The following is a 24,352-nucleotide window of genomic DNA, read 5'->3' as shown; positions in this document are numbered from 1 at the left end:
GCTCGGTCTCAGCGGAACCGCTCGCGCTCGCGTCTTCGAGGATCACGATCGCGCGCAGCACCGGTCGCGACCACGCCCTCCAGCTTCGGCACCCGCACCCCGAACGCCCGCAGCCGCATGCCGAGGCTGCGCGCGCCCGACAGGTGCGCCGATCCCCACCTGACCAGTCCGTTGCCGGTCGTCCCGCGGATGTCGTCCTCCCGCTCCTTCTCCTGCAGCACCACCTCCTCCGCAGTGCGCCCGCCCCGGAGCGCGGGATCGAGGTACTTGACGCGGCCGTCCACCTCGCCGAACGTGCACTGCCCGATGAACTCGAAGTCGACTCGGTACTGCGCACCGTTCGAGCCGACGACGGGCACCTGGATTTCGACCGGAACCCCCAGCTGCGCCAGGTACAGCCGGCTCACGCTCTCCGCGGGCGAGTCCGACCGCCCGTCGGCGAGCTCGATGATGCTGCGCCCGCGCCGCACGCCGCGACCCCCCGGCATCTCGTCGAGGCGCCGCAGCTGCATCGAGCGCCACGCCTCTTCCGCTTCCTCGTCCCGACCACCGGCGCGGCAGGTGAACAGTGCCCGCAGCGCCGCGTCGGCGGCCACGATCGCCGTCACGGGCTCCGCGGCACGGGCGAGATCGAGCACGGTGCGGGTGAGACTGGTCACGCGGACTCCGGCGATGCGCGTCTCCTCCTCTGCGTGCCACAGCGCCGCATGCCGCATCACCGTCGCCGAGCTGCGCCCAGGCGACTCCGCCGGCGTCAATGCGTGCACGCGCAGGTCGGGCACGCGGAACAGGGGAAGCCCCCAGAGCACGGCGGCCGATTGATGCGAGAACAGCGGATCGAATCGCGCATTCATCTCGGCGACCGCGATGGTGCGCGCGAGCAGTCGCTGCTCCGGAAACCACGCGTCCCACACCGGCGCCGCCACGAAGCAGCCGCGCATCACCCGCGCGAGCTGCCCCACCCGCACGCCCGCCTGCGCTGCGCGTGACTCCGTGTCGTCCAGCGCCTCCCTGAGAAAGATGAGTTGGCCTCGGGTTCGTCGAATGCGATCGGTATCGGTGACATGCTCCATACGAGCATCGTGGCGGCCCACTCGCCGGATGTACCTCGTTCTCCACAGCATGCTCGAAGTCGCACGAGTTCGAGGCGATGCGTGCTCATGTGCGCGAAGATGATTGAGGATGATGCCGGATCCGGCTCCCGTCTGCAGCATGGCCCCCTGTCCCCGTCATCGAGACCGAGGGTTCGCGATGACATCGAGGCCTTGGCACGGCGCGAAACCCTCGGTCTCAGCGGAAACCCTCGCGCTCGGCGAATAAGTCTCGGTCTCAGCGGAAAGCGCTCGCGCTCGGCGAATGGGACGCAGTCTCGGCAGAAGCGCGGCGTCGCGGATAAGCTTCGCACTATGAGCAGCTCCGAGCCCCAGCAGCCCCACTCCTCGCAGGCGCAGCCGCCCCAGCACGGGCCGCAGCCGTCGCAGCAGCCGCAGTTCGCGCAGCCCGACTCGCAGCAGTCATGGCCGGAGCAAGCAGCGCAGCAGCAGTACCAGCAAGCGCCGCAGCAGTCCCAGCAGGCGCCGCAATACGCTCAGCCGCAGTACGCGCAGCACCAGCACGGGCAGCAGGGTACTCAACAGCAGTACGCGCAGCCGAGCGCGCAACCGCAGTACGCGCAACCGCAGTACGCGCAGCCGGGCACCCAGCCGCAGGACGCGCAGCAGCGGTACACGCAGGCGGGACCCCAGCAGCAGCGCAGCCAGAGCGCCGCGGGCAGCCTGAACGTTCCGGGCATCATCGCGCTGGTGCTCCTGCTGCTCACCACGTTCATCCCGCTGCTGACCCCCGCGCTCTACCGCGCGGCCGCGACCTCGGATTCGTTCTCCGCGATCTCCGCCGCCATATCGGGAACGAATGCGCTGCTCCTCATCGTCGCGGGCGCGCTGGCGGTCGTCGGTCTCGTGGTGCGACGCCTCACCCGCTGGCGGTGGGCAGCGATCGGGGCCGCCGTGGCGGTCGCGGTCGGCTTCCTCTCATTCGTCTTCTCGTGGGTCGGGGGCCTCGTGATGGGCGCTCCCTGGTTCTACTGACGGGAGCCGCGAGCGGGCCGGCCCGGCCCGCGGCGCAGCCGCACCCGCAACGCAGAAGCGCCCGCCACCGTGAGGTGACGGGCGCTTCGCAGATGGTGCTTCCGGCGATCGCCGGAGGACCTGCAGACTAGCGGCGCAGACCGATGCGCTCGATGAGCGAGCGGTAGCGCTCGATGTCGACGTTCTGGAGGTAGCCCAGCAGACGACGACGCTGGCCGACGAGCAGCAGGAGGCCACGACGCGAGTGGTGGTCGTGCTTGTGCTCCTTGAGGTGCTCGGTCAGGTCCTTGATGCGACGGCTGAGCATGGCGACCTGAACCTCAGGGGAACCGGTATCGCCGGGCTTCGTCGCGTATTCTTCGATGATCGCCTTCTTGACATCTGCTTCAAGTGCCATAGGGATCCCCTTCCTCTTGCTGCGCGGCGCCGTCAGCGGGGTGCTGGGGCTCTCTTTATCCGCGGCCGTTCGAACGGCAACCTGCACAGCCTATCACCGATCGGCGTTGCGCGCTGCGCACGCCGGGGTCGCGCACTGCGCCCCCGAGCACGCGCGCTGCGCCCGCCGCCTCAGCGCGCCCCCTCCCCCGGCGTGCGCGCCCGTCATCCGACCGAAACACACCCGGTACGGCGCGGAAACGACGGTGAGACGGTTGCGAAACAGCGGCGGCGCACACTGGTTCCACTGCGGCGGACCTGGTCCGCTCGAGAGAAAGGCATCAGCATGGAACTCACCCCCTCAGATGTGTGGACGTTGACGAGCGCGGCACTCGTTCTGATCATGACCCCGGGGCTCGCCCTCTTCTATGGCGGCCTCGTGCGCGTGCGCTCCGTCGTCAACATGATGCTCTTCAGCGTGAGCGCGATGGGCGTCGTCGGGGTGCTGTGGATCCTCTTCGGGTACAGCATGAACTACTTCGCCGAGGGCGAGGGCGGCTTCGCGGGCAACCCGTTCAAGGACTTCGGCCTCATCAGCACCGACCCGGCGAGCTACATCAGCGTCGGCTTCGGCGCGGTCTTCGCGATGATCACCACCGCGCTGATCTCGGGCGCGATCGCCGACCGCGTCGGCCTGGGCTCCTGGGTGCTGTTCTCGGGCGTGTGGGCCACTCTCGTGTACTTCCCGGTCGCCGCATGGGTCTGGGGCGGGGGCTGGATCCAGAACCTCGGCAGCACCCTGGGCCTGCCCGATGTGATCGATCTCGCGGGTGGCACGGTGATCCACATCAACGCCGGCGCTGCCGCGCTCGCCCTCGCTCTCGTGGCGGGCAAGCGCATCGGGTTCGGCAAGGGATCGCACCAGCCCCACAGCATCCCGCTCGTGACGATCGGCGCGGCCCTGCTCTGGTTCGGTTGGATCGGCTTCAACGGTGGCCTGGCGACCGAGACCGGAGAGGCCGGTCTGATCCTGGTCAACACGCTCGCCGCTCCGGCCGCCGGCATCGTCGGCTGGATCCTCGTCGACGTGATGCGCGGCAAGAAGCCCGGAGTGATCGGTGCGGCGTCGGGAGCGGTCGGCGGTCTCGTCGCCATCACCCCGGCAGCGGCGAGCCTGGCGCCGGTCTGGGCTCTGCTGCTCGGCCTGATCGCGGGCATGGCGTGCGCCGTTGCCATCGAGTGGAAGTACCGCCTCGGGTACGACGACTCGCTCGACGTCGTGGGCCTGCACCTGGTCGCCGGCGTGATCGGCTCGCTCTACCTCGGCTTCTTCGCCTTCTCCGACGGGCTCTTCACCGGTGGCGACGCTGGGCTGCTGCTGGTGCAGGCGATCTCGGTGGTCTCGGTGATGGTGTACTCCTTCGTCGTCTCCCTGGTGATCGCGCTCGGCGTGAAGCTCGTCACCGGCCTGCGGGTGCCGCCGCAGGTGGAGGAGGCCGGGATCGACTTCGCCGCGCACGGCGAAGAGGCGTACGCGTACGCCTCCCCCGAGGTGGTGCCGGCGCCGACGCGCTGATCCATCTCCCAAGAACGCGGGGCCCGGTCGATGACGCTCGGGCCCCGTTCTGCTGCCCGCACCCGGCCGCGCGAGGGGCTAGGCTCGGGGCCATGACCGATTCCCCCGCAGCCGCTTCGACCGATCACGACGCGAAGGGCCTCGCCGAGATCGCGGCGCGCATCGCCGAGCGGGCTGCGGCGCGCATCCTCGAACTCCGGGCGCAGGGCGTCTCGGTCGCCGCGAGCAAGTCGAGTGCGACGGATGTGGTGACGGCGGCCGATCAGGAGTCGGAGCGGCTCATCGTCGCGGCGATCCAGGAGGTGCGTCCCGACGACGGCATCCTGGGCGAGGAGGGCACCGGCATCGAGGGGTCGAGCGGCGTCACCTGGGTGATCGATCCGATCGACGGCACGGTCAACTACCTCTACGATCTTCCGGCGTACGCCGTGAGCATCGCGGCGACGGTCGCCGATGACGCCGCGTACGCCGACGGGCGGCGCGCCATTGCGGGTGCGGTGTGCAACCCCCGCACTGACGAGCTGTTCGTCGCCTGGCAGGGCGGCGGGGCGACCCGCAACGGCGAGCCGATCCGCATCACCGGCCAGGAGGACCTGTCGGTGTCGCTCGTGGCCACCGGTTTCGGCTACACCGTGGAGCGCCGCACGCGGCAGGCCGAGATGGTGGCGCGCGTGATCCCGCGGGCGCGCGACATCCGCCGCAACGGCTCGGCCGCGTACGACCTCTGCATGCTTGCCGCCGGCCGCATCGACGCCTACTACGAGGAGGGCCTGCAGCCGTGGGATTACGCGGCCGGGGTGCTCATCGCGAGCGAAGCGGGCGCGACGCTGATCGGGCGCGACGCGGCGACGCCCCCGGGCGAGCCCTTCATGGTGGTGGGATCGGCCGGTCTCGTGGAGGAGCTGCGCTCGCTCGCACTCGGCGCCTGACGGAGCCTCGCACCGTCACTGCGATGCGTCGCGGTCGTCCTTCCACGCCGCAGCACGCTCCGTGAGCCGGTCGGCGAGGTCCTGCAGCCGATCCGGATCCGCCGCCCCCGCCCGGCCGTACGCCACGCCGAGGAGGAAGGTGGAGAGCGGAGCCGCGGGCCGGGCGACGTCGTGCGCGACATCGCGGGCGACGTCGAGCACGGTGCCGATGCGCACGGCGTCGGGCTCGACGCCGAGTTCGGCCGCTGCGGCGACGAGCCAGGCGTCGAGGGCCTCGGGCGGGAGATGATGCGATTGCGTCATGGCGCCTCCAGGTGCACGTTCGGTCTCAGGGTACGCCCCCGTGTTCGCCGGGTCGGCCGGCCGCGTCGTGCGGCGGGCCCGCTCGAGGTCTTCGGGGGTGTCGATGTCGGCGACGGTCTCCGCGCTCGCGTCGAGCGGACGAAGACGCAGGGCGTTCATGACGCGGCGCAGCGGGCGCCCCGCCACGTCGCCGCCGAGCGCCGCGACCGCGTCGCGCAGCGCGGCCACCCGGTAGCGGCCGGCGAGCCACTGCGCGCGCCCGTCGGGGTCGCGCAGGAGCACCCCGTCCTCGTCGTTCGACGGGGCGCTCGCGCGCAGACGGGCGACGACCTCGTCGGGCCGCACCAGATCGCAGGCGAGCAGCAGCACCTCGTCGGCGTCGGGAGGGAGGACCGCGAGGGCGGCGGCGAGCGCGGCGAGCGGCCCCGAGTACGGCGGCTGCTCGCGCACGGTCGTGCAGCGGGCGGGTGCTGCGCCCGGCGGGCCCACCACGATCGGCGCATCGACCCCGGCCTGCTCGGCGGCGGCCACGGCGCGCTCCACGAGCGGCACTCCTCCCAGCTCGAGCGCCGCCTTGTCGACGCCGCCGAATCGGGAGCCGCGGCCGCCCGCGAAGACGACGGCGCCGAGCACGGGCGCGTTCACCATGCGACGACGACGGTCTCCACCGTCTCCCCCGCCGCCACGTCGCCGCGCCCCGGTTCGACGATGGCGTATCCCTCGGCGGCGCCGTGACGGGCGACGGCGTGCGAGTATCCGCGCGGCTCCACCGCGGGCGCGCATCGGAGGCCGTCGGGGGTGCTGCGCATCCGGACGGGGAGCACCTGCGTGCGGTCGGAGCTGCCCCGCCAGCCCTCGTCGACCGTCGCGGGCACTCGCGACCGGTGGAGTCTCGCCGCTCCCTGCAGGTGCCGCAGCGCGGGCCGCACGAAGAGCTCGTAGCTGACGGCGGCGCTGACCGGGTTGCCCGGGAGCGCGAAGATCAGCGCTCCGCCCCGCAGTCGCCCGAAGCACTGCGGCTGCCCGGGCTTCACGGCGACCCGCACCGCCCGCACCCCCGGCTCGGCGGCGAGCGCGATCCGCACGACGTCGTGGAGGCCGGGCCCCACGCCGCCGGTGGTGATCACCGCGTCGACGCGTCCGTCGAGCTGCGCGAGGCGTGCCGCGAAACCGGCCGCGTCGTCGTCGCTCACGGCGACCGAGACGGGCTCGATGCCGTCTTCGGCCAGCAGTGCGGAGACGAGCACGGAGTTCGACTCGGGGATCTGCCCCCGTTCGAGCGGGGCTCCGCTCGAACGCAGCTCGGACCCCGTGGCGATCACCGCGACCCGCGGGCGGGGGCGCACCCGCACCTCAGCCACGCCGGCGGCGGCGATCGCGGCGGCGCGCCGGGCGCCGAGCTGCTCCCCCGCCCGGGCGATGCGCTCCCCCGCGACCACATCCTCGCCGCGTCGGCGCACGTGCGCTCCGGGAGCGGCTTCGCGCAGCACCGCCACCCGGTGCTCGGCCCAGTCGCCCGGTTCGCCCTCCGCCCGGGTCTGCTCCACCGGAACGATGGCGTCGGCGGAGCTCGGCAGTGGGGCCCCGGTCATGATCCGCACCGCGGTGCCGGGCGACAGCAGCGGATCGCCGCCGTGACCCGCGGCGACCTCGCCGATCACCGCGAGCCGCACGGGCGCGCCCTCCGAGGCCAGCGCCGTGTCGACCGCCCGCACGGCGTACCCGTCCATCGCGGAGTTGTCCCAGAGCGGCAGGTCGACGCCCGCGACCACGTCGGCGGCGAGCACCAGGCCGATGGCCGCCCTGAGCTGCGCGGTCTCGACGGGGAGCGGGGTGGCCGCGTCGAGTACGGCCCGCAGGTGCTCGTCGACGGGAACCGGCGCAGTGCCCGGAGCGCCGGGCTCGGGCGCGTGCCGCGGGCGCTCGCTACTGGACATGCGCTGGCCACCCCGCTTCCGAATCCGGTTCGCGCCGGTTCGACGCCTTGCTCCCGATCACCTTCAATGGTATCCAAGAGGGGTGTCACGTATCGCAGCGCGTCGGAGAGTGACCCGCCTCACCGTGGGCGGATCCCGAGTTCGACGAGCCGATTTCCTCGCCGTGGAGGAGCCCCTCGAGATCCGCGTCGGGGGCACGTCGCTGGCGGTGACCATGCGCACGCCGGGGCACGACGTCGAACTCGCCGCCGGCTTCCTGGTCTCCGAGGGCGTGATCCACGAGCAGCAGCACTTCTCGGCCGCCATCCACTGCGCGAGCGACGGCGAGCCGAACACCTACAACGTGCTCGACGTGGCGCTCGGCCCCGGCGTCGCACCACCCGACCCCAGTCTGCAGCGCAATTTCACGACGACGAGCTCGTGCGGTCTCTGCGGCAAGGCGACGATCGACGCGGTGCACACCCGATCCCGGTTCACCGTCGCCGATGATCCGCTCGTCGTCGACGCCGCGACGATCGTCGGCTTCCCCGAGCAGCTGCGCGCGGAGCAGGCGGTCTTCAAGCGCACGGGCGGCCTGCACGCGGCGGCGCTCTTCGACGGCCGCACGGGCGAGATGCTGGTGCTCCGCGAAGACGTGGGGCGGCACAACGCCGTCGACAAGGTGATCGGCTGGGCGCTGCTGCAGGGGCTGCTGCCCCTGCGATCCACCGTGCTCATGGTGTCGGCGCGCGCGAGCTTCGAGCTCACGCAGAAGGCGCTGATGGCCGGCATCCCCATGCTCACCGCGGTCTCCGCCCCCTCATCGCTCGCGGTCGAGCTCGCCGAGGCGTCGAATCTGACCCTCGTCGGGTTCCTCCGCGGCGACTCCATGGTCGTCTACAGCCGCGACGACCGCGTCTCCGATACCTCCGGCGACACCGCCGCCGACGCCCCCGGCCACCGCGCCGACGCCGCCGCCGACGCCGTCGACCCCCTCGAGAAAGCAGTGCAGCCATGAGCCCGAAGGCCCCCCGCGAAGACTTCTCCGACGCCGACATCGAGGTCACCGAGCCGAAGGACTACGCCGCCGGCATGGGCGGGGTCTTCCACTCGATGGAGCCCGCAGTGAAGACGCTGGGCCTCGCCCGCACGGCGAAGCTCATGACGAAGATCAACCACAAGGACGGCTTCGACTGCATGAGCTGCGCGTGGCCCGACCCGGAGCACCGCAAGATCGCCGAGTTCTGCGAGAACGGCGGCAAGGCCGTGACGTGGGAGGCGACCCCCGTCACCGTGCCGCGCGCGTTCTGGAAGGAGCACTCGCTCACCTCCCTCGAGGACAAGACCGAGTACTGGCTGGGCATGCAGGGCCGGATCACCGAGCCGGTCTACAAGCCGGCCGGTTCCGATCACTACGAGCCGGTGAGCTGGGATCGCGCGTTCGACATCGCCGCCGGGCACCTGAACGCCCTCGATCACCCCGACGAGGCGTCGTTCTACACGAGCGGGCGCGCTTCGAACGAGGCGGCGTTCATCTACCAGCTCTTCGCGCGCGTGCTCGGCACGAACAACCTGCCCGACTGCTCGAACATGTGCCACGAGTCGACCGGCACCGCGATGACCTACACGGTGGGCATCGGCAAGTCGACGATCGCGTACAACGACTTCCTCGAGTCCGATCTCATCGTCATCATGGGCCAGAATCCGGGCACCAACCACCCCCGCATGCTCACCGCGCTCGAAGAGGCTAAGGAAAACGGCGCCAGCGTCGTCGCGGTGAACCCGCTGCCCGAGGCCGGGCTGCTCGGGTACAAGGATCCGCAGAAGGTGCGCGGCTACGTCGGCAAGCCGATACAGATCGCCGACCAGTTCCTGCAGATCCGCTCCGGGGGTGACGCGGCCCTGCTGCAGGCCGTCTCCAAGCGGGTGATCGAGGCCGAGCGGCGAGCGCCGGGCACGGTGCTCGATCACGAGTTCATCGCCGAGCACTGCGACGGCTTCGAGGCGTTCGCCGAGCACATCGTGCAGGTCGACGACGCCGCCGTCGAACGCGCGACCGGGCTGTCGGCCGCGGAGATCGACGAGTTCGCGGAGCGCTACCTGCGCGCCGACCGGGTGATCATCGCGTGGGCGATGGGCATCACGCAGCATCGCCGCAGCGTCGACACGATCAAGGAGATCATCAACCTGCTGCTGCTGCGCGGCAACATCGGGCGCCCGGGCGCGGGCGCCTCCCCCATCCGCGGGCACTCGAACGTGCAGGGCGACCGCACGATGGGGGTCTGGGAGCAGATGCCCGACTCCTTCCTCGACGCGCTCGGCGCGGAGTTCTCATTCGAGCCGCCGCGGGAGCACGGCGTGGACGCCGTGCAGGGCATCCGCGCGCTCGACGAGGGGCGCATCAAGGTCTGGTTCGGGCTCGGCGGCAATCTGCTCGGCGCCATCTCGGATACGAACCTGGCCGAGTCGGCGATGCGCAAGACGCGGCTGAGCGTGCAGCTGTCGACGAAGCTCAACCGGTCGCACGTGATCACGGGCGAGGAGGCGCTGATCCTCCCGGTGCTCGGGCGCACGGAGGTGGACGTGCAGCTCAGCGGCCCCCAGTACGTCACGGTCGAGGACACGGTCTGCGCGGTCCACGCATCGCACGGGCAGGTGCCGCCCATCTCCGAGCAGGTGCGGTCGGAGATCGCGATCATCGCCGGCATCGCCCACGCGACGCTCGGCTCCCGGCACGGCATCGACTGGCTCGCCATGATCGACGACTACGACGTGATCCGGGATCACATCTCGCGCGTCGTGCCGGGCTGCGAGGACTACAACGCGCGAACGCGCCGGAAGGACGGCTTCCTGCTGCCCAACGGCCCCCGCGACGAGCGGCGCTTCGACACCGCGACGGGGAAGGCCCGCATCACGGTGAACGAGCTGGAGCACGTCGAGTGCCCGCCCGGCCGGCTGATCCTGCAGACCGTCCGATCGCACGATCAGTTCAACACGACGATCTACAGCCTCAACGACCGGTACCGGGGCATCAAGAAGGGGCGCTCGGTGATCTTCGTGCACCCCGACGACCTCGCCGAGCTCGGTCTCTCGGACGGGCAGACGGTCGACATCTTCAGCGAGTGGAAGGATCAGCCCGATCGCGTGCTGCGGGGGTTCCGCACCGTGGCGTACCCGACGGCGCGCGGATGCGCCGCCGCGTACTTCCCGGAGGCGAACGTGCTGGTGCCGCTCGACAGCACCGCGCTCGAGAGCGGCACCCCGGTCTCGAAGGCGGTCGTGGTGCGGCTCGAGCCCTCGAACACGCCCGTGGGGGTGGGCCGGCCGGTCACGGTGTGAGTCCGGGGCCGGCGGCCGCCTCGGGGGGCGCGCAGGTCGCGTCGCGGGGCGGCCGCCCCGGGACGCGGTCTCGCCGACCCGCGGGGCGACCGCCTCGGGCCTCCGCGTCAGGCGGCGGCGCGCGGTGCGCCGATGCCCGGGTCGATCTGCGTCGGCCCGGCCTGGGAGGGGCGCGGGTCGAAGTCGAAGATCTCCGTCGGCAGGTAGACCGTGGAGCACGAATTCGGAATGTCGACGACGCCCGAGAGGCGACCCTCGATCGGCGCCGCTCCGAGCAGCAGGTACGCCTGCTCGGGGCTGTAGCCGAACTTGGTGAGGTACTCGATGGCGTGGAGGCACGCCCGCTGGTACGAGAGGTGCGAGTCGAGGTAGCGCTGCTCGCCGTCGAGCGTCACCGATGTGCCCGAGAAGGCGAGCCAGTGGCTGTACTGCGGCTCGACGTTTCCGGGCATGAAGATCGCGTTCTCGTGCACGCCGTAGGTCTCCATGCCGTTCGGGATCAGGTCGACGCGGAGGTCGATGAAACCGCCCATCTCGATCGCGCCGCAGAAGGTGATCTCACCGTCGCCCTGCGAGAAGTGCAGGTCGCCGACGGAGAGGTTGGCGCCATCGACGAAGACGGGGTAGAAGACGCGCGACCCCTTCGTGAAGTTCTTGATGTCCTGGTTGCCGCCGTTCTCCCGAGGCGGCGCCGTTCGCGCCGCCTCGCCGCCGACGCGCGCCCACTCCGCGCGGTCGAGACCTCCGAGCACGGCGTGATCGGCCTCGGGCGGCAGGGCGAGCGGGGGCACCCGGTCGGGGTCCGTGGCGATGAGCGCGGCCTCGCGGGCGTTCCACTTCGCGAGCAGCCCGGCCGACGGCGCCGTTCCCATGAGCCCCGGGTGGATGATGCCGGTGAACGACACCCCGGGCACGTGACGCGAGGTGGCCGTCTGGCCCGAGAAGTCCCAGATCGCCTTGTACGCGTCGGGGAACTGCTCGGTGAGGAAGCTGCCGCCGTTGCGCTTCGCGAAGATGCCCGTGTAGCCCCAGCCCTGCCCGGCGAGCGGCCCCGAATCCTCCTGCGGGATCGGGCCGACGTCGAGGATGTCGACGATGAGCAGGTCGCCCGGCTTCGCGCCCTCGACGCGGAACGGGCCGCTCAGCGTGTGCACGGTGAGCAGCGGGGCGTCGAGGATGTCTTGCGCCGAGTCGTCGTTGACGATCGCCCCGTCGAACCACTCGCGGCAGTCGACGCGGAAGGCGTCTCCCGGTTTCACGGTGGCGACGGGCGGGATCTCGGGGTGCCAGCGGTTGTGGCCCACCTGCTCCTGCTCGGTGAACTTCTTGCTCGAGTCCAGTCGGAATACGTGTTCGGGCATCGGGTCGTCCTCTCCTCCGGGTAGGGTGCTGCGGGTCGTACGGTCAGGGCCTCGGCAGCTTCGCGTGCAGCGGATTGCGGCTGACGGGCTGGCGCGGCGCGGCGCCGCGACCGGGCAGGCGATCCACCACCTGCGGCTCGTGCGCGCTGCGGGCGGCGCGATCGAGCAGGCCATACGCGCTGCCGCCCGAGGCGGAGAGGTGCGGGGCGGTGATCACGCGCTTCGCCAGCGCCCCGCAGGCGGCGCACTCCGCCTGTCGCGGCACATCGCTCATCGAGTACATCGCGTCGAACTCGCACCCCTCGGCGCAGCGGAAGCGGTAGTTCGGCATCAGCGCGCCCCGATCCAGCCGCCCGCGCGGCCGCCCGCTCGGCCGCGACCGCACCGGTACCCCGGCTGCTCTCGTTCGGGCCGTCTGCGCATTCCGATCCCCTCTCGCCGCACTGCGTGAAGAGCGGCCGAGGTCTCCCCCGGCCCAGCTCGTCGACCGGCTCCGGTGCTCGGAGGGTCGCTCTGCTCCAGAAACTAGTGGGAGATCCAACTCGCGTCAACCGTGTGCCCGCTCTCGCGGTCTCATACACTGAGAGCCATGACCGAGGCCGTGCGCGACCGCTTCCGGCGCGCGGGCGCCGCAGGGGTCGCCGTCGCCCTCCTCGCCCTGATGGGCTGCGGCACGGCCCCCGCCACGGAGGAGGCCGTCGGCGACGGGACCGGATCGCAGCTGTCGGGGAGCCTCACGATCGCAGCCGCCGCCTCACTGCAGGAGGTGATGACGGAGGTCGCCGACGATTTCACGGCGGAGCACCCCGACGTCGAGATTCGCGCGCTCACCTTCGACGGCTCCTCCGTGCTGGCCGCGCAGATCGTGGGAGGCGCCCCCGTCGACGTCTTCGCCTCCGCCGATGCGGCCACCATGCAGCGCGTCGCCGACGACGGCCTCCTCGCCACCGACCCCACGCTCTTCGCGACGAGCACCCTGCAGATCGCGGTCGCCCCGGGAAATCCGCTCGGCATCGAGTCGCTCGCCGACCTGGGGAGCGGCGCAGCGACCGGGGCGCAGCCGACGGTGGTGCTCTGCGCGGCGGAGGTGCCCTGCGGCGCGGCCGCGCGAGCGCTGCTCGACCGCGACGGCGTGGAGGTGCAGGCCGCCAGCGAGGAGCAGAACGTCACGGCCGTGCTCACGAAGGTCGCCTCCGGCGAGGCCGACGCCGGCCTGGTCTACCGTTCAGATGTGCTGCGCTCGGCCGGCGATGTCGTCGGCATCGAGATCCCCGCTGCCGAGACCGCCGCCGGCGATTACCTCATCGCCCCGATCGAGGGGTCGGCGTCGGGGGCCGCCGCGGAGGAGTTCGCCCGGTTCCTGCTGACGGACGCCGCGCAAACGCGCCTGCGGGAGCTCGGATTCGGCCCGGTGCCGGGGCCGTGAACGGGGTCGTGAGCGGGGGCGGGATCGCTCGCCGCCCGCCCCGTCGGGCGACGAGCCGCACCCGTCGCGCGGTGCCCGCGCTCGTGATCGGGCCCGCGCTGCTCGGCGGCGCCCTGCTCGTGCTTCCGCTCATCGCGCTGCTCTCGCGCATGAACTGGGCGGAGCTGCCGGCGACCCTCGCCGCGCCCGAGACCGGAAGCGCGCTGCTGCTCTCGCTCGGCACCGCGGGCGCGGCGACCCTCTGCTGCGTCGCGCTCGGCGTGCCCCTCGCCGTCGTGCTCTCCCGGGCGCGCGGCTGGTGGGCGGTGCTGCTGCGCGGCGTCGTGACGCTGCCGCTCGTGCTGCCGCCGCTCGTCGGAGGCCTGGCGCTCCTCTCCCTGCTCGGGCGCGGCGGGGTGCTCGGCGACGCCCTCGCCGACGCCGGCATCCGCATCCCGTTCACGACTGCCGCGGTGGTGATCGCGCAGACGTTCGTCTCGCTCCCGTTCCTCGTCATCTCCGTCGAGAGCGCGCTGCGCACCCTCACCCCCGCCTTCGCCGACGCCGCCGCCACCCTCGGCGCGACGCCCGCCGCGACCCTCTTCCGGGTCACCCTGCCGCTGATCCGCACCGGCCTCACCGCCGGCGTCGTGCTGTGCTTCACCCGCGCCCTCGGCGAGTTCGGCGCGACCGCGCTCTTCGCGGGCAACGCCGGGGGCACGACGCGCACCGTTCCGCTGGCGATCTACACGGCGTTCAACGGTGCGGGCGTGAGTCAGGACACGGCGCTGGCGCTCTCGCTGATCCTCATCGCCATCGCCCTCGCCGCCCTCTTCGTGGTGCAGGGGCGCGCCTCGGCCCGCACGATGTGACGCTCACCGCCCGCCCCGGAGCGCAGCTGCTAGGGTGGCGCGCAGGGGAGGTGCGGCGATGCCGAAGTCGATGCCCGTTGCGCGACCGCGGGGCCGCGCCCGACAGCTGCCCGCGACGGGAGGCGGCGGTCTCGCCGACACCCGCGGGCGGGCGCTCCGCGACCTCCGCATCTCGGTCACCGACCGGTGCAACTTCCGCTGCGTCTACTGCATGCCGAAGGAGCTCTTCGGCAGCGACTACCAGTTCATGGAGCGCGACGAGCTGCTCAGCTTCGACGAGATCGAACGGGTCGCCGGCGCGGCCGTGAGCCTCGGCGTCGACAAGCTGCGCCTCACGGGCGGCGAGCCGCTGCTGCGCCGCGGCATCGAGGAGCTCATCTCCCGTCTCGCGGCGCTGCGCACGCCCGACGGCCGGAAGCCCGACCTGGCGCTCACGACGAACGGCTCGGCGCTGCGCGTCAAAGCGGCCGGGCTGCGCGAGGCCGGCCTCGATCGCGTCACCGTCTCGGTCGACTCGCTCGAGGAGCACCGGTTCCAGGCGATCAACGACGTGCGGTTTCCGCTCGCCCGCGTCTTCGACGGCATCGACGCCGCTCGCGAGGCCGGCCTCGGGCCCGTGAAGGTGAACGCCGTCGTGAAGCGCGGGGTGAACGACGACGAGATCGTTCCGCTCGCCGAGCACTTCCGGCAGCGCGGTCACGTGCTGCGCTTCATCGAGTACATGGACGTCGGCGCGAGCAACGGGTGGGTGCTCGACGACGTCGTGCCGTCGGCGGAGATCGTCGCCCGCATCGATGCGGTGCACCCCCTCGCGCCCGTCGCCGAGACCCGCGAGGGGGAGACCGCGAAGCGGTGGCGCTACCGCGACGGCTCCGGCGAGATCGGCGTGATCTCGAGCGTGACGGGCGCCTTCTGCGGTACGTGCACGCGGGCACGGGTGTCGGCCGACGGCAAGCTGTACACCTGCCTGTTCGCGTCGCGCGGCTTCGATCTGCGCGATCTGCTGCGCTCGGGGGCGGGCGACGAGCAGGTGCGGAGCGCGCTCGCGGGCGTGTGGTCGGTGCGCGACGACCGCTACTCGGAGCTGCGCGCGCAACTCGGAGACGCGGCTCCGGATCGCGAGCGCATCGAGATGTCGTACATCGGCGGCTGACCGCGCTGCAGCGCCCCTACAGCCCCACCCACTCGCTCACGCCGTCGGCGAAGTGCTGGCGCTTCCAGATCGGCACCTCGTGCTTGATGCGCTCGACGAGGCGCTCGACCGCGGCGAAGGCCTCGGCGCGGTGCGGTGCGGATGCGGCCGCGACGAGGGCGGCGTCGCCGATTCGCAGCGCCCCGACGCGGTGCACGGCGGCGAGCCGCAGCCCGGTGGCCGCGCGCTCGGTCGCGACGCACTCGGAGATGAAGCGCTCCGCGTCGGGGTGCGCCCGGTAGTCGAGCGCCGCGACCCCGCGCCCGCCGTCGTGGTCGCGGACGATCCCGTGGAACATCACGAGGGCGCCGCACTCCGGCGCACCGACGGCGGCGCGCACCGCCGCCTCGTCGATCGGCTCGTGCGTGATGCCGGCTCCGGCGTCGTTCATGCGTCTCCCTCCGAGTCGCCCGCGCTCGACGGGCCGTCTGCTGCTCTGACGATGAGCTCCGGCGCGATCCTCGCGAGCTGCGCGATGCCGCCGCGCACGAAGCGCACGTCGGTGAACCCCTGCGACGCCAGCGCCTCGGCGGCGCGGATCGACCGCGGATCGCGTTCGCAGTACACGCGGATCGGCGCGTCGACGCCGCCCCCACCGTCGCCGGCGAGGTCGCCCGACTCGATGCGATCCACCCCGATCCGGGTCGCTGAACCGACGCGGCGCTCCGCGAACTCCTGCGCGGTGCGCACATCGATGACGCGGATCGCCGCTCCCCCGCGCAGCTCCTCGGCGAAGTCCGCGGCGTCGGCGCCGAGCGCGTGCGCCGCCGGCGCGGACTTCGTGGTGCCGCAGAACCGCTCGTAGTCGATCAGCTCGGTGACGGGGGCGGCCGCAGGGTCGCGCCGCACGTGGAGCTCCCGCGTGCGCGCCGCGAGCGCGTCGTACAGCAGCACCCGACCGATCAGGGGGTCGCCGATGCCCGTGATGAGCTTGAGGGCCTCGGTCGCCATGAGCGACCCCACCGTGCCGCACAACCCCGGCAGCACGCCGCCCACCGCGCAGTTGAGCACGCTCTCGGCGGGCGGCGGCACGGGGAAGAGATCGCGGTAGCCGGGGCCGTGGGCGTGCCACGCCACGCCGACCTGACCCGAGTACTGCAGAATGGCTCCCCACACGAGCGGCGTGCCCGAGAGCTCCGCCGCGTCGTTCGTGAGGTACCTCGTCGCGAAGTTGTCGCTCCCGTCGAGCACGAGGTCGTACTCGGCGAAGCGCTCGAGCGCGTTCTCGGCGGTCAGCCGCTCGCGGTGGCGCACGACCGAGACGGCCGGATCGAGGGCGCGCACCGACTCGGCGAGCGCATCGACCTTCGTGCGGCCCACATCCGAGGTGCGGTGGGTGACCTGCCGGTGCAGGTTCGACAGCTCGACGAGGTCGTCGTCGAGCAGCCCGATGCGGCCGACCCCGGCCCCCGCGAGGTAGGGCGCACTCGCGCACCCCAGGCCGCCTGCGCCGACCACGAGCACGCTCGCGCCGGCGAGCCGCCGCTGCGCCTCCTCGCCGAATCCCGGGAGGGTGATCTGCCGCTGCGCTCGGGCCGCCGCGCTGTCGGTCAGCGATGCGGCGGGCGCGACGAGCGGGCCGGGCCGGGCGCTCGCGCGCTCCGACTGCGTCGACCGAGTACCACGCACCGCAGGCATGCCCCCAGTCTACGAGCCGCCCCGGCAGGGGTTCGCTACCATGGCGGTATGGCTCGCATCACCGTCAGATACTTCGCGGCCGCCGCCGATGCCGCCGGCCTCGAGGAGGAGGCCTGGGAGCTCGACGCGCCGGCGACGCTCGCGGCGCTCCGCGCCGAGCTGGTCGAGCAGTACGGCGAGACCATGCATCGGGTGATCCGCTCCGGCTCGTTCCTCGTCGACGGCACCGTGCGCCGCGACGACGGCGCGATCACGGGCGACGTGGTGGACGTGCTCCCGGCGTTCGCGGGAGGGTGACGGTGCGCACCCACACCGAGCACGCGGCGATCGTCGCCGCGCTCCTCGCCCCCGCGCTGCGCGCCGTCGCGCTCCGGGAGCCCGAGCGGCTCCCCATCGACGATGCGGCGCTCTCCGGTCGCATCGCTACGTGCGAAATACGCGCCGAGATCCCGCTGCCGCCCTTCGACAACTCCCAGATGGACGGCTACGCGGTGCGCACCGCCGACTTCGCAGACCGCGCGCCGCGCACCCTCGTCGTCGGCCTCGCCGCGGCGGCCGGCGACGCCCCGATCGCGTGCGCCCCGGGAACCGCCTACCCGGTCATGACCGGCGCGCCGATCCCGGTCGGAGCCGACGCGGTGATCCCCATCGAGCAGGCGGAGCCTCCGCGCTTCGGGCGGCTGCGCCGACCGAGCGATCCCGCACCGCCCGACGCGCGGGCCGCCGAGACCGTGACGTTCGCGAGCGCCCCGCAGCCCGGCGCCTTCGTGCGCGAGCAGGGCTCCGATCACGCCGTCGGTGCGCCGCTGCTGCTCGCGGGCGCCCGGCTCCGGCCCGCATCGATCGGGCTGCTCGCGAGCGCGGGCGTCGCGACCGTGCCCGTGCGCCGACGCGTGCGCATCCTGCTCGTGTCGACCGGCGACGAGGTGACCGCCCCGGGCGAGCCGCTCGCCCCCGGTCGCATCTACGACGCGAACGCTCCCCTGCTCGCGGCCGCCCTCCGCGACGCCGGCGCCGAGGTGACGGCGCGCCGCGTCGCCGACCGGCCCGAGGCGCTCCGCGCCTGCATCGCGGCGGCGGGCGAGCACGACCTGCTCGTGACCTCGGGCGGCATCAGCGCCGGCGCCTTCGAAGTGGTGCGCGACGCGTTCGGCGCGGGCGATCGGAGTGGTCGGGCCGGATCGGGCGTGACGGTCGGATCGGGCGTGGAGTTCACGGCCATCGCCATGCAGCCCGGCGGCCCGCAGGGCGCGGGAACCGTCGACATCGACGGCGTGCGCCTGCCGACGCTCTGCTTCCCCGGCAACCCCGTGAGCTCCGCGCTCTCCGCCGAGCTCTTCCTGCTCCCCCTGCTGCGCGAGCACGCGGGCCTGCCCGCCCGAGGTGCGCGCACCACCGCCCGGCTGGCGCACGACACCGCGTCGCCGGAGCACAAGCACCAGGTGCGCCGCGGGCGATTCCTCGCCGACGGCTCCGTGGCGCTCTCACCGCCGAGCTCCCATCTGCTCGCAGACCTGGCGAGCGCCGAACTGCTCGCCCACATCCCCATCGGAGTCGCGCACCTCGCCGCCGGCTCCCCGATCGAGATCCAGAGGTTCGATGCCTGACTCCGCACCCCGAATCGACAGCGCCGCAGCGGGAGACCTCACCCACCTGCGCGCCGACGGCAGCGCGCACATGGTCGACGTCGGCGACAAGGCGGTGACCAAGCGCACCGCGACGGCGGAGGCCGTGCTCGAGACCCGGGCCGACGTGGTCGAACGCCTCGTCACCGGAGACCTGCCGAAGGGCGAAGCGCTCGGCACGGCGCGCATCGCGGGGATCATGGCCGCCAAGCGCACGCCCGATCTGATTCCGCTCTGCCATCCGCTGCCGCTCTCGAAGGTGGCGATCGACTTCGAGAGCGAGACCGACCGCGTGCGCATCGTCGCGACCGTGTCGACTCGCGGGGTGACCGGGGTGGAGATGGAGGCCCTGACCGCGGTGAGCGTCGCCGCCCTGACGCTCTACGACATGATCAAGGCCGTCGATCACCACGCCGTCATCACCGGAACGCGCGTGCTGGCGAAGGCCGGCGGCAAGAGCGGCGACTGGGTCGCGCCGTGACCGCGGAGACCCGGCGCTCCGCCCGCGTGGTCGTCGCCTCGACGAGCGCGGCCGCGGGCGAGGCGCCCGACACCACCGGCCCGCACATCGCGGAGTGGCTGCGCGCGCGGGGCTTCGCCACGCCCGAGCCGGCGGTGGTCGCCGACGGCGACGAGGTCGGCCGCGCCGTGCGGGCCGCGCTCGGCGCCGCTCCCGCGGTGCTCGTGACGACCGGAGGCACCGGGGTGTCGCCCAGCGATCGCACGCCCGAGGCCGTCGCCCCGCTCCTCGAACTCGAGCTCCCCGGGATCATCGAGGAGCTGCGCCGACGGGGCGCCGAGCACCTGCCCGCCGCGGTGCTCACCCGGGGCGTCGCCGGATTCGTCGGCTCGACCTTCGTCATCACCCTGCCCGGCTCCACTGGGGGCGTGCGCGACGGGTTGGCCGTGCTCGAACCGATCCTCGACCATCTCCTCGCGCAGCGCACCGGCGCCGCCGGCGCGAAGAACGGCCACGCGCCCCGTCGCTGAGCCCGGCGCCGGGCGCTCGCCGCGGCGCCGGGAGCCACCCGGCGCCCGGCGCTCGCCGCTCGGGTATCAGACCCCGAGCGCCGCCTCGATCGGTCCGCGCGCGAAGAACAGCACGAAGCCGGCCGCCACGACCCAGAGGAGCCAGTGCACCTGCTTGGCGCGGCCCGAGCAGGCGTGCACGAGCACCCACGCCACGAAGCCCGCGCCGATGCCGTTGGCGATCGAGTAGGTCATGGGCATGACCGCGACGGTGAGGAACACCGGCAGCAGCACCCGGAAGTCGGTGAGATCGATGTGCTTGATCTGCGCCATCATCAGCGCGCCCACGATCACGAGGGCGGCAGCCGCGACCTCCGTGGGAACGATCTGCGTCAGCGGCGTGAAGAACATGGCGAGCAGGAACATGAGCCCCGTCACGATGTTCGCGAAGCCGGTGCGCGCTCCCTCGCCGATGCCCGCGCCCGACTCGATGAAGACGGTGTTCGACGACGACGACGTCAGACCGCCCGCGATCGCGCCGACGCCCTCCACGACGAGCGCCGACTTCAGCCGCGGGAAGTTGCCCTGCGCGTCGGCGAGCCCGGCCTCGCGCGACAGCCCGGTCATCGTGCCCATCGCGTCGAAGAAGTTCGTGAAGAGCAGGGTGAAGACGAGCATCACGATCGTGACGATCCCGACGCGCCCCAGGTCGAAGCTGACCGCCCCGACGAGCCCGAGATCGGGGATGCCGAACGGCGCTCCGTCGAGCGCGGGCACCGTGAGCCCCCAGCCGCCGGGGTTCTCCGTGGCCGCGCCCAGGTGCCAGATGGCCTCGACGACGACGGCGATGACGGTGCCCGAGACGAGGCCGATGAGCAGACCGCCCTTCACCTTCGCGGCGACGAGCACGCCCGTGAGGATCAGCGTCACCACGAAGATCAGGGTCGGCACCGTCACGACGGAGCCGCCGATCCCGAGCCCGACGGGCGGGGAGGCGCTTCCCGTCGCCGTCACGAACCCCGAGTTGACGAAGCCGATGAACGCGATGAAGAGACCGATGCCGACGGTGATGGCGAGCTTGAGCTCGACCGGCACGGCATCGAAGATCATGCGGCGCAGGCCCGTCGCGGCGAGCAGCACGATGAGCACGCCGTTGATGACGACGAGCGCCATCGCCTCGGGCCAGGTGACCTGGCCGACGACGGAGAACGCGAGGAACGCGTTGATGCCGAGGCCCGCGGCGAAGCCGAACGGGAGGCGGGAGACGAGGCCGAACAGGATCGTCATCACGCCCGCGGTGAGGGCGGTGACGGCGCTGACGGCGGGGAACGAGAGGGTGTTGCCCTCGACGTCGACGCCGCTCGTGAGGATGATCGGGTTCAGAATGACGATGTAGGCCATCGTCACGAAGGTGACGAGCCCGCCGCGCACCTCGGTTCCGAAGGAGGATCCGCGCTCGGTGATCTTGAAGTAGCGGTCGACACCTCCCCACGCTCCGGTGGGTCTCCGCTCGTCCGTCACCTGCTGCGCCTCCGTCACGGGCAGCTCCTCTCCGTCACACTGAGTGTTCGCTGAACACAGAAACGGTACCACCGCTCGGAGTCGGCGGCGTTCCGGGACGACGACGGCCGAGGGGCGCCCGCGTGAACGAGCGGCCCTCGGCCGTGGAGATGCGACGTCGTCGGCCGGCGGCTCCGCCGGCCTCAGATGGGAGGATCAGAGGATCAGCTGACGCCGAGCAGATCGATGACGAAGATGAGCGTCTTGCCCGACAGCGGGTGACCGCCCGACGTGCCGTACGCCTGAGCGGCGGGAACGATGAGCTTGCGGCGGCCGCCGACCTTCATGCCGGGGATGCCGACCTGCCAGCCCTGGATGAGCGCGCGCAGCGGGAAGTTGATCGATTCGCCGCGACCCCACGACGAGTCGAATTCCTCGCCCGTGTCGTACTCGACGCCGAGGTAGTGCACGTCGACGGTCGAGCTCGCGAGAGCCTCCTCGCCCGAGCCCTCCACGATGTCGACGATCTGCAGTTCGGTGGGCGCGGGGCCCTCGGGGAACTCGATCTCGGGCTTCGTCTGCGGTGTTTCAGTCATGGGTTCATTCTCGCCGAAACCGCGCTCGCGCCGCCTCCGAGTTCGCCCACAGGGGAACTGCGCCCCGGTGCCTCGACTGCACGACGCGAACAACGCGGCAGCGGTTCCGGTAACCTGTGACTGTGAGATTCGCACACTTGATCCCCGCTCCGGCCGCCGACCCCGAGCTTGTCGTCGTCGACGACGGCCGTTACCTCTCGCTCCGCGCGCTCGGTCAGCCGTACGAGACGCTGCAGCAGCTGATCGGCGCGGGCGACGACGCCCTCAGCCGTGTGCGAGATGCCGCAGCGGCCGCCGAGAGCGACTCCTGGGCCCCCCTGGCCGACGCCGTGTACGCGCCGGCCGTGATCGGCGCGCCGATCGTACTGGCCGTGGGCCTGAACTACGACGAGCACGCGAGCGAGCTCAGCCTCGACAACGACTCCGGCCCCGTGCTGTTCTCCCTCTTCCCGAACTCCCTCGGCGCCCACCAGGGCGAGGTGCCCCTCTCGAGTGACGTCAGCACCGAAGTCGATTACGAGGGCGAGCTCGGCGTGATCATCGGCAAGCCGGCGAAGAACGTCTCGGCCGACGAGGCGCTCGACTACGTGTTCGGCTACACCGTCATCAACGACGTCACCGCGCGCGACATCCAGTTCCAGGAGCCCCAGTGGTCGCGCTGCAAGTCGTTCGACGGCTTCACGCCGATCGGCCCCGTCGTGGTGACCGCCGACCAGATCCCCGACCCGCAGGCGCTGCGCCTCACCACCGACGTCGACGGGCTGCGCGTGCAGGATTCGACGACCGGCTTCATGATCCGCACCGTCGCGCAGCTCATCGCCTCGATCTCGCAGGAGGCCACCCTGCTGCCGGGCACCGTCATCTCTACGGGTTCGCCGGGGGGCGCCGGGCGCTCGCGCAAGCCGCCGCTGTACCTCCGCCCCGGCACCGAGGTGACCGTGACGATCGAGGGCATCGGCGCGCTCACGTCGCACTGCGTCGAGGCGTAGCAGCCCCGCGGCCCGAGCCGCGAACGAGAAACGGCCGGTGGGATCCGAGATCCCACCGGCCGTTTCGTCTGCCCGGCTACTTCGCGGGCTTCTTCGTCACCTGCGTGCCCGCGCCGTCTTCGACCTTCTCGGGCGCGGGGATCGCCGCGTCGGTGATCACGTCGATGACATCGGTCTCGGGGGCGAGGCCCGCGAGCTTCGACGGCTGGAGGATCTCGTCGAGCTGCGCCTGGTCGAGCAGCCCGCGCGACGTGACGAGCTCGGACACCTTCTCGTTCGTGGCGAGGGCCTCCTTGGCGAGCTTCGCCGCTTCGGCGTAGCCGATCACCGGCGCGAGAGCCGTGATGACGGTCACGGAGCGCGACACCATGTCTTCGAGGCGCGCCTCGTTCGCGGTGATGCCGTCGACGCAGTTGACGCGCAGCGTCTGGCAGGCGCGCTCGAGCCAGGTGATGGACTGGAAGAGCGAGTGCGCGATCACCGGCTCGAAGGCGTTCAGCTGCAGCTGACCGGCCTCGACCGCCATCGACACGGTCACGTCGGCGCCCGCGACCGAGTAGGCCACTTGTGTGACGGCCTCGGGGATCACGGGGTTCACCTTGCCCGGCATGATCGACGACCCGGCCTGGCGGGCCGGGAGGTTGATCTCGCCGAGGCCGGCCTGCGGGCCGGAGGAGAGCAGGCGGAGGTCGTTCGAGATCTTCGACAGCTTCAGCGCACTGCGCTTGAGCGCACCCGAGAACGTCACGAAGACGCCGGTGTCGCTGGTCGACTCGACGAGATCGCCGGCGGTCTCGAGTTCGAGCTGCGTGATCTCGCGGAGGTGCTTGATCACGGCCTCCTTGTACCCCTTCGGCGCGTTGATGCCCGTGCCGATCGCCGTGGCGCCCATGTTGACCTCGCGCAGCAGCGACACCGCTTCGCGCAGCCGCTCGATGTCTTCGCGCAGGGTGACGGCGAAGGCGTTGAACTCCTGGCCGAGCGTCATCGGCACCGCATCCTGCATCTGCGTGCGGCCGACCTTGATGATGTGCGAGAACTCGCGGCCCTTCGCCGCGAACGACTCCGCGAGCAGCCCGAGTTCGTCGAGCAGGCTGCCCAGGGAGAAGGCGAGGGCGATCTTGATGGCCGTCGGGTACGTGTCGTTCGTCGACTGGCTGTGGTTCGTGTGGTCGTTCGGGTTGATGAACCCGTAGTCGCCCTTGGCGTGCCCCGCGAGCTCGAGCGCGCGGTTCGTGATCACCTCGTTGGCGTTCATATTGGTCGAGGTGCCCGCGCCGCCCTGGATCACGCCGACGACGAACTGGTCGTGCAGCATGCCGGTCTTGATCTCCTCGCAGGCGCGGTCGATCAGGGTCGCGCGCTGCTCGTCGAGGGCGCCGATCTCGAGGTTCGCCCGAGCCGCTGCCTGCTTCACGCAGGCGAACGCGCGGATGAAGTCGGGGTAGACCGAGACCGGGCGCCGCGCGATCGGGAAGTTCTCGTGGGCTCGTGCCGTGTGCACCCCCCAGTAGGCGGACGAGGGAATCTCGACACTGCCGAGAGAATCCGTCTCAGTGCGTGTCTGTGCTGACAAGAAGTCGCTCACCGGGAATCATGGCTCCGTACTCGTGGAAAGGCGGGCCTGCCGCCAGGACGGTCTCAGCCTACCGCTCAAACGTGCACGGCGAGGCAGGATCG

At 71.9% G+C, this 24,352-nt stretch carries 24 protein-coding genes; 13 read left to right on the top strand and 11 right to left on the bottom strand.

Annotation, left to right across the window (positions count from 1 at the left end; all coding sequences use genetic code 11):
* Positions 1–8 precede the first annotated feature (8 nt).
* Complete coding sequence (locus BLT44_RS14525; protein WP_010156569.1) at positions 9–1,073, bottom strand: hypothetical protein; 1,065 nt, start codon at positions 1,071–1,073, stop codon at positions 9–11.
* Positions 1,074–1,406: 333 nt separating this feature from the next.
* On the opposite strand from BLT44_RS14525, the gene BLT44_RS14520 reads away from it, so the two are divergent.
* Positions 1,407–2,087, top strand: a complete 681-nt coding sequence (locus tag BLT44_RS14520; protein WP_010156568.1) for a hypothetical protein — start codon at positions 1,407–1,409, stop codon at positions 2,085–2,087.
* 127 nt (positions 2,088–2,214) lie between these two features.
* Here the strand turns inward: BLT44_RS14520 and rpsO are convergent, their stop codons facing one another.
* On the bottom strand, positions 2,215–2,484 hold the full coding sequence (rpsO, locus tag BLT44_RS14515) for a 30S ribosomal protein S15 (protein ID WP_010156567.1): 270 nt from the start codon (positions 2,482–2,484) through the stop codon (positions 2,215–2,217).
* Positions 2,485–2,808: 324 nt separating this feature from the next.
* Between rpsO and BLT44_RS14510 the strand changes: the two genes are divergently transcribed.
* The gene (locus BLT44_RS14510; RefSeq protein ID WP_010156566.1) at positions 2,809–4,038 is read left to right on the top strand and encodes an ammonium transporter; all 1,230 of its coding nucleotides are present in this window, start codon (positions 2,809–2,811) and stop codon (positions 4,036–4,038) included.
* Positions 4,039–4,130: 92 nt separating this feature from the next.
* Positions 4,131–4,967, top strand: coding sequence for an inositol monophosphatase family protein (locus BLT44_RS14505; protein ID WP_010156565.1), 837 nt, complete (start codon positions 4,131–4,133; stop codon positions 4,965–4,967).
* A gap of 15 nt (positions 4,968–4,982) precedes the next feature.
* Here BLT44_RS14505 and BLT44_RS14500 read toward each other — a convergent pair whose 3' ends face one another.
* Both BLT44_RS14500 and BLT44_RS14495 read right to left on the bottom strand, forming a co-directional pair.
* On the bottom strand, positions 4,983–5,918 hold the full coding sequence (locus BLT44_RS14500) for an NTP transferase domain-containing protein (protein ID WP_074690442.1): 936 nt from the start codon (positions 5,916–5,918) through the stop codon (positions 4,983–4,985).
* Positions 5,912–7,207 (bottom strand): molybdopterin molybdotransferase MoeA, encoded by a 1,296-nt coding sequence (locus BLT44_RS14495; RefSeq protein WP_083352004.1) that lies wholly within the window; start codon positions 7,205–7,207, stop codon positions 5,912–5,914. Before BLT44_RS14495 ends, BLT44_RS14500 begins: the two co-directional genes overlap by 7 nt.
* A gap of 82 nt (positions 7,208–7,289) precedes the next feature.
* Here BLT44_RS14495 and fdhD point away from each other — a divergent pair, with 82 nt between their 5' ends.
* Together fdhD and BLT44_RS14485 are read left to right on the top strand one after the other, a co-directional pair.
* On the top strand, positions 7,290–8,204 hold the full coding sequence (gene fdhD, locus BLT44_RS14490) for a formate dehydrogenase accessory sulfurtransferase FdhD (RefSeq protein ID WP_050803113.1): 915 nt from the start codon (positions 7,290–7,292) through the stop codon (positions 8,202–8,204).
* Positions 8,201–10,525, top strand: coding sequence for an FdhF/YdeP family oxidoreductase (locus BLT44_RS14485; protein ID WP_010156560.1), 2,325 nt, complete (start codon positions 8,201–8,203; stop codon positions 10,523–10,525). The genes fdhD and BLT44_RS14485 overlap by 4 nt, the downstream gene beginning before the upstream one ends.
* Positions 10,526–10,632: 107 nt before the next feature.
* Here the strand turns inward: BLT44_RS14485 and fmdA are convergent, their stop codons facing one another.
* A complete protein-coding gene (fmdA, locus tag BLT44_RS14480; RefSeq protein WP_010156558.1) occupies positions 10,633–11,886 on the bottom strand; it encodes a formamidase in 1,254 nt (417 codons plus the stop codon).
* 43 nt (positions 11,887–11,929) lie between these two features.
* Positions 11,930–12,217 carry an FmdB family zinc ribbon protein gene (locus tag BLT44_RS14475; protein ID WP_010156557.1) on the bottom strand — a complete coding sequence of 96 codons (288 nt, stop codon included), beginning with the start codon at positions 12,215–12,217 and terminating at the stop codon, positions 11,930–11,932.
* A 258-nt stretch (positions 12,218–12,475) separates the two neighbouring features.
* On the opposite strand from BLT44_RS14475, the gene modA reads away from it, so the two are divergent.
* The 3 genes from modA to moaA all read left to right on the top strand — a co-directional run bounded on the left by modA (position 12,476) and on the right by moaA (position 15,316).
* Positions 12,476–13,312: a molybdate ABC transporter substrate-binding protein gene (gene modA / locus BLT44_RS14470; protein ID WP_010156556.1), complete on the top strand. Its 837-nt coding sequence runs from the start codon at positions 12,476–12,478 to the stop codon at positions 13,310–13,312.
* A gap of 71 nt (positions 13,313–13,383) precedes the next feature.
* Positions 13,384–14,163: an ABC transporter permease gene (locus BLT44_RS14465; protein WP_010156555.1), complete on the top strand. Its 780-nt coding sequence runs from the start codon at positions 13,384–13,386 to the stop codon at positions 14,161–14,163.
* Positions 14,164–14,221: 58 nt separating this feature from the next.
* Positions 14,222–15,316 carry a GTP 3',8-cyclase MoaA gene (gene moaA / locus BLT44_RS14460; RefSeq protein ID WP_010156554.1) on the top strand — a complete coding sequence of 365 codons (1,095 nt, stop codon included), beginning with the start codon at positions 14,222–14,224 and terminating at the stop codon, positions 15,314–15,316.
* Positions 15,317–15,332: 16 nt separating this feature from the next.
* Here the strand turns inward: moaA and BLT44_RS14455 are convergent, their stop codons facing one another.
* Together BLT44_RS14455 and BLT44_RS14450 are read right to left on the bottom strand one after the other, a co-directional pair.
* Entirely contained in the window at positions 15,333–15,746 is a 414-nt protein-coding gene (locus BLT44_RS14455) for a molybdenum cofactor biosynthesis protein MoaE (RefSeq protein ID WP_010156553.1), read from the bottom strand.
* Positions 15,743–16,993: a ThiF family adenylyltransferase gene (locus BLT44_RS14450; protein ID WP_010156552.1), complete on the bottom strand. Its 1,251-nt coding sequence runs from the start codon at positions 16,991–16,993 to the stop codon at positions 15,743–15,745. The genes BLT44_RS14455 and BLT44_RS14450 overlap by 4 nt, the downstream gene beginning before the upstream one ends.
* A 48-nt stretch (positions 16,994–17,041) precedes the next feature.
* On the opposite strand from BLT44_RS14450, the gene BLT44_RS14445 reads away from it, so the two are divergent.
* The 4 genes from BLT44_RS14445 to BLT44_RS14430 are packed head-to-tail and all read left to right on the top strand — an operon-like array spanning position 17,042 to position 19,608.
* Positions 17,042–17,290 carry a MoaD/ThiS family protein gene (locus tag BLT44_RS14445; protein ID WP_010156551.1) on the top strand — a complete coding sequence of 83 codons (249 nt, stop codon included), beginning with the start codon at positions 17,042–17,044 and terminating at the stop codon, positions 17,288–17,290.
* Positions 17,291–17,292: 2 nt separating this feature from the next.
* Positions 17,293–18,600, top strand: coding sequence for a molybdopterin molybdotransferase MoeA (locus tag BLT44_RS14440; protein ID WP_029608248.1), 1,308 nt, complete (start codon positions 17,293–17,295; stop codon positions 18,598–18,600).
* The gene (gene moaC / locus BLT44_RS14435; RefSeq protein WP_010156549.1) at positions 18,593–19,099 is read left to right on the top strand and encodes a cyclic pyranopterin monophosphate synthase MoaC; all 507 of its coding nucleotides are present in this window, start codon (positions 18,593–18,595) and stop codon (positions 19,097–19,099) included. Before BLT44_RS14440 ends, moaC begins: the two co-directional genes overlap by 8 nt.
* On the top strand, positions 19,096–19,608 hold the full coding sequence (locus BLT44_RS14430) for a molybdopterin-binding protein (protein WP_074690440.1): 513 nt from the start codon (positions 19,096–19,098) through the stop codon (positions 19,606–19,608). The genes moaC and BLT44_RS14430 overlap by 4 nt, the downstream gene beginning before the upstream one ends.
* Positions 19,609–19,674: 66 nt before the next feature.
* Here BLT44_RS14430 and BLT44_RS14425 read toward each other — a convergent pair whose 3' ends face one another.
* Positions 19,675–21,126, bottom strand: coding sequence for an NCS2 family permease (locus BLT44_RS14425; protein WP_010156547.1), 1,452 nt, complete (start codon positions 21,124–21,126; stop codon positions 19,675–19,677).
* A 185-nt stretch (positions 21,127–21,311) separates the two neighbouring features.
* Positions 21,312–21,683, bottom strand: coding sequence for an FKBP-type peptidyl-prolyl cis-trans isomerase (locus tag BLT44_RS14420; RefSeq protein WP_010156546.1), 372 nt, complete (start codon positions 21,681–21,683; stop codon positions 21,312–21,314).
* A 122-nt stretch (positions 21,684–21,805) separates the two neighbouring features.
* On the opposite strand from BLT44_RS14420, the gene BLT44_RS14415 reads away from it, so the two are divergent.
* Positions 21,806–22,672 carry a fumarylacetoacetate hydrolase family protein gene (locus tag BLT44_RS14415; protein WP_029608247.1) on the top strand — a complete coding sequence of 289 codons (867 nt, stop codon included), beginning with the start codon at positions 21,806–21,808 and terminating at the stop codon, positions 22,670–22,672.
* A 76-nt stretch (positions 22,673–22,748) separates the two neighbouring features.
* Here BLT44_RS14415 and BLT44_RS14410 read toward each other — a convergent pair whose 3' ends face one another.
* On the bottom strand, positions 22,749–24,260 hold the full coding sequence (locus BLT44_RS14410) for an aspartate ammonia-lyase (protein ID WP_010156544.1): 1,512 nt from the start codon (positions 24,258–24,260) through the stop codon (positions 22,749–22,751).
* Positions 24,261–24,352: the final 92 nt, after the last annotated feature.

It is taken from the genome of Leucobacter chromiiresistens, assembly GCF_900102345.1.
GTDB lineage: Bacteria > Actinomycetota > Actinomycetes > Actinomycetales > Microbacteriaceae > Leucobacter > Leucobacter chromiiresistens.
The sequence above is the reverse complement of the archived record's forward strand: the minus strand, read 5'-3'. Positions and strand labels throughout refer to the sequence as shown.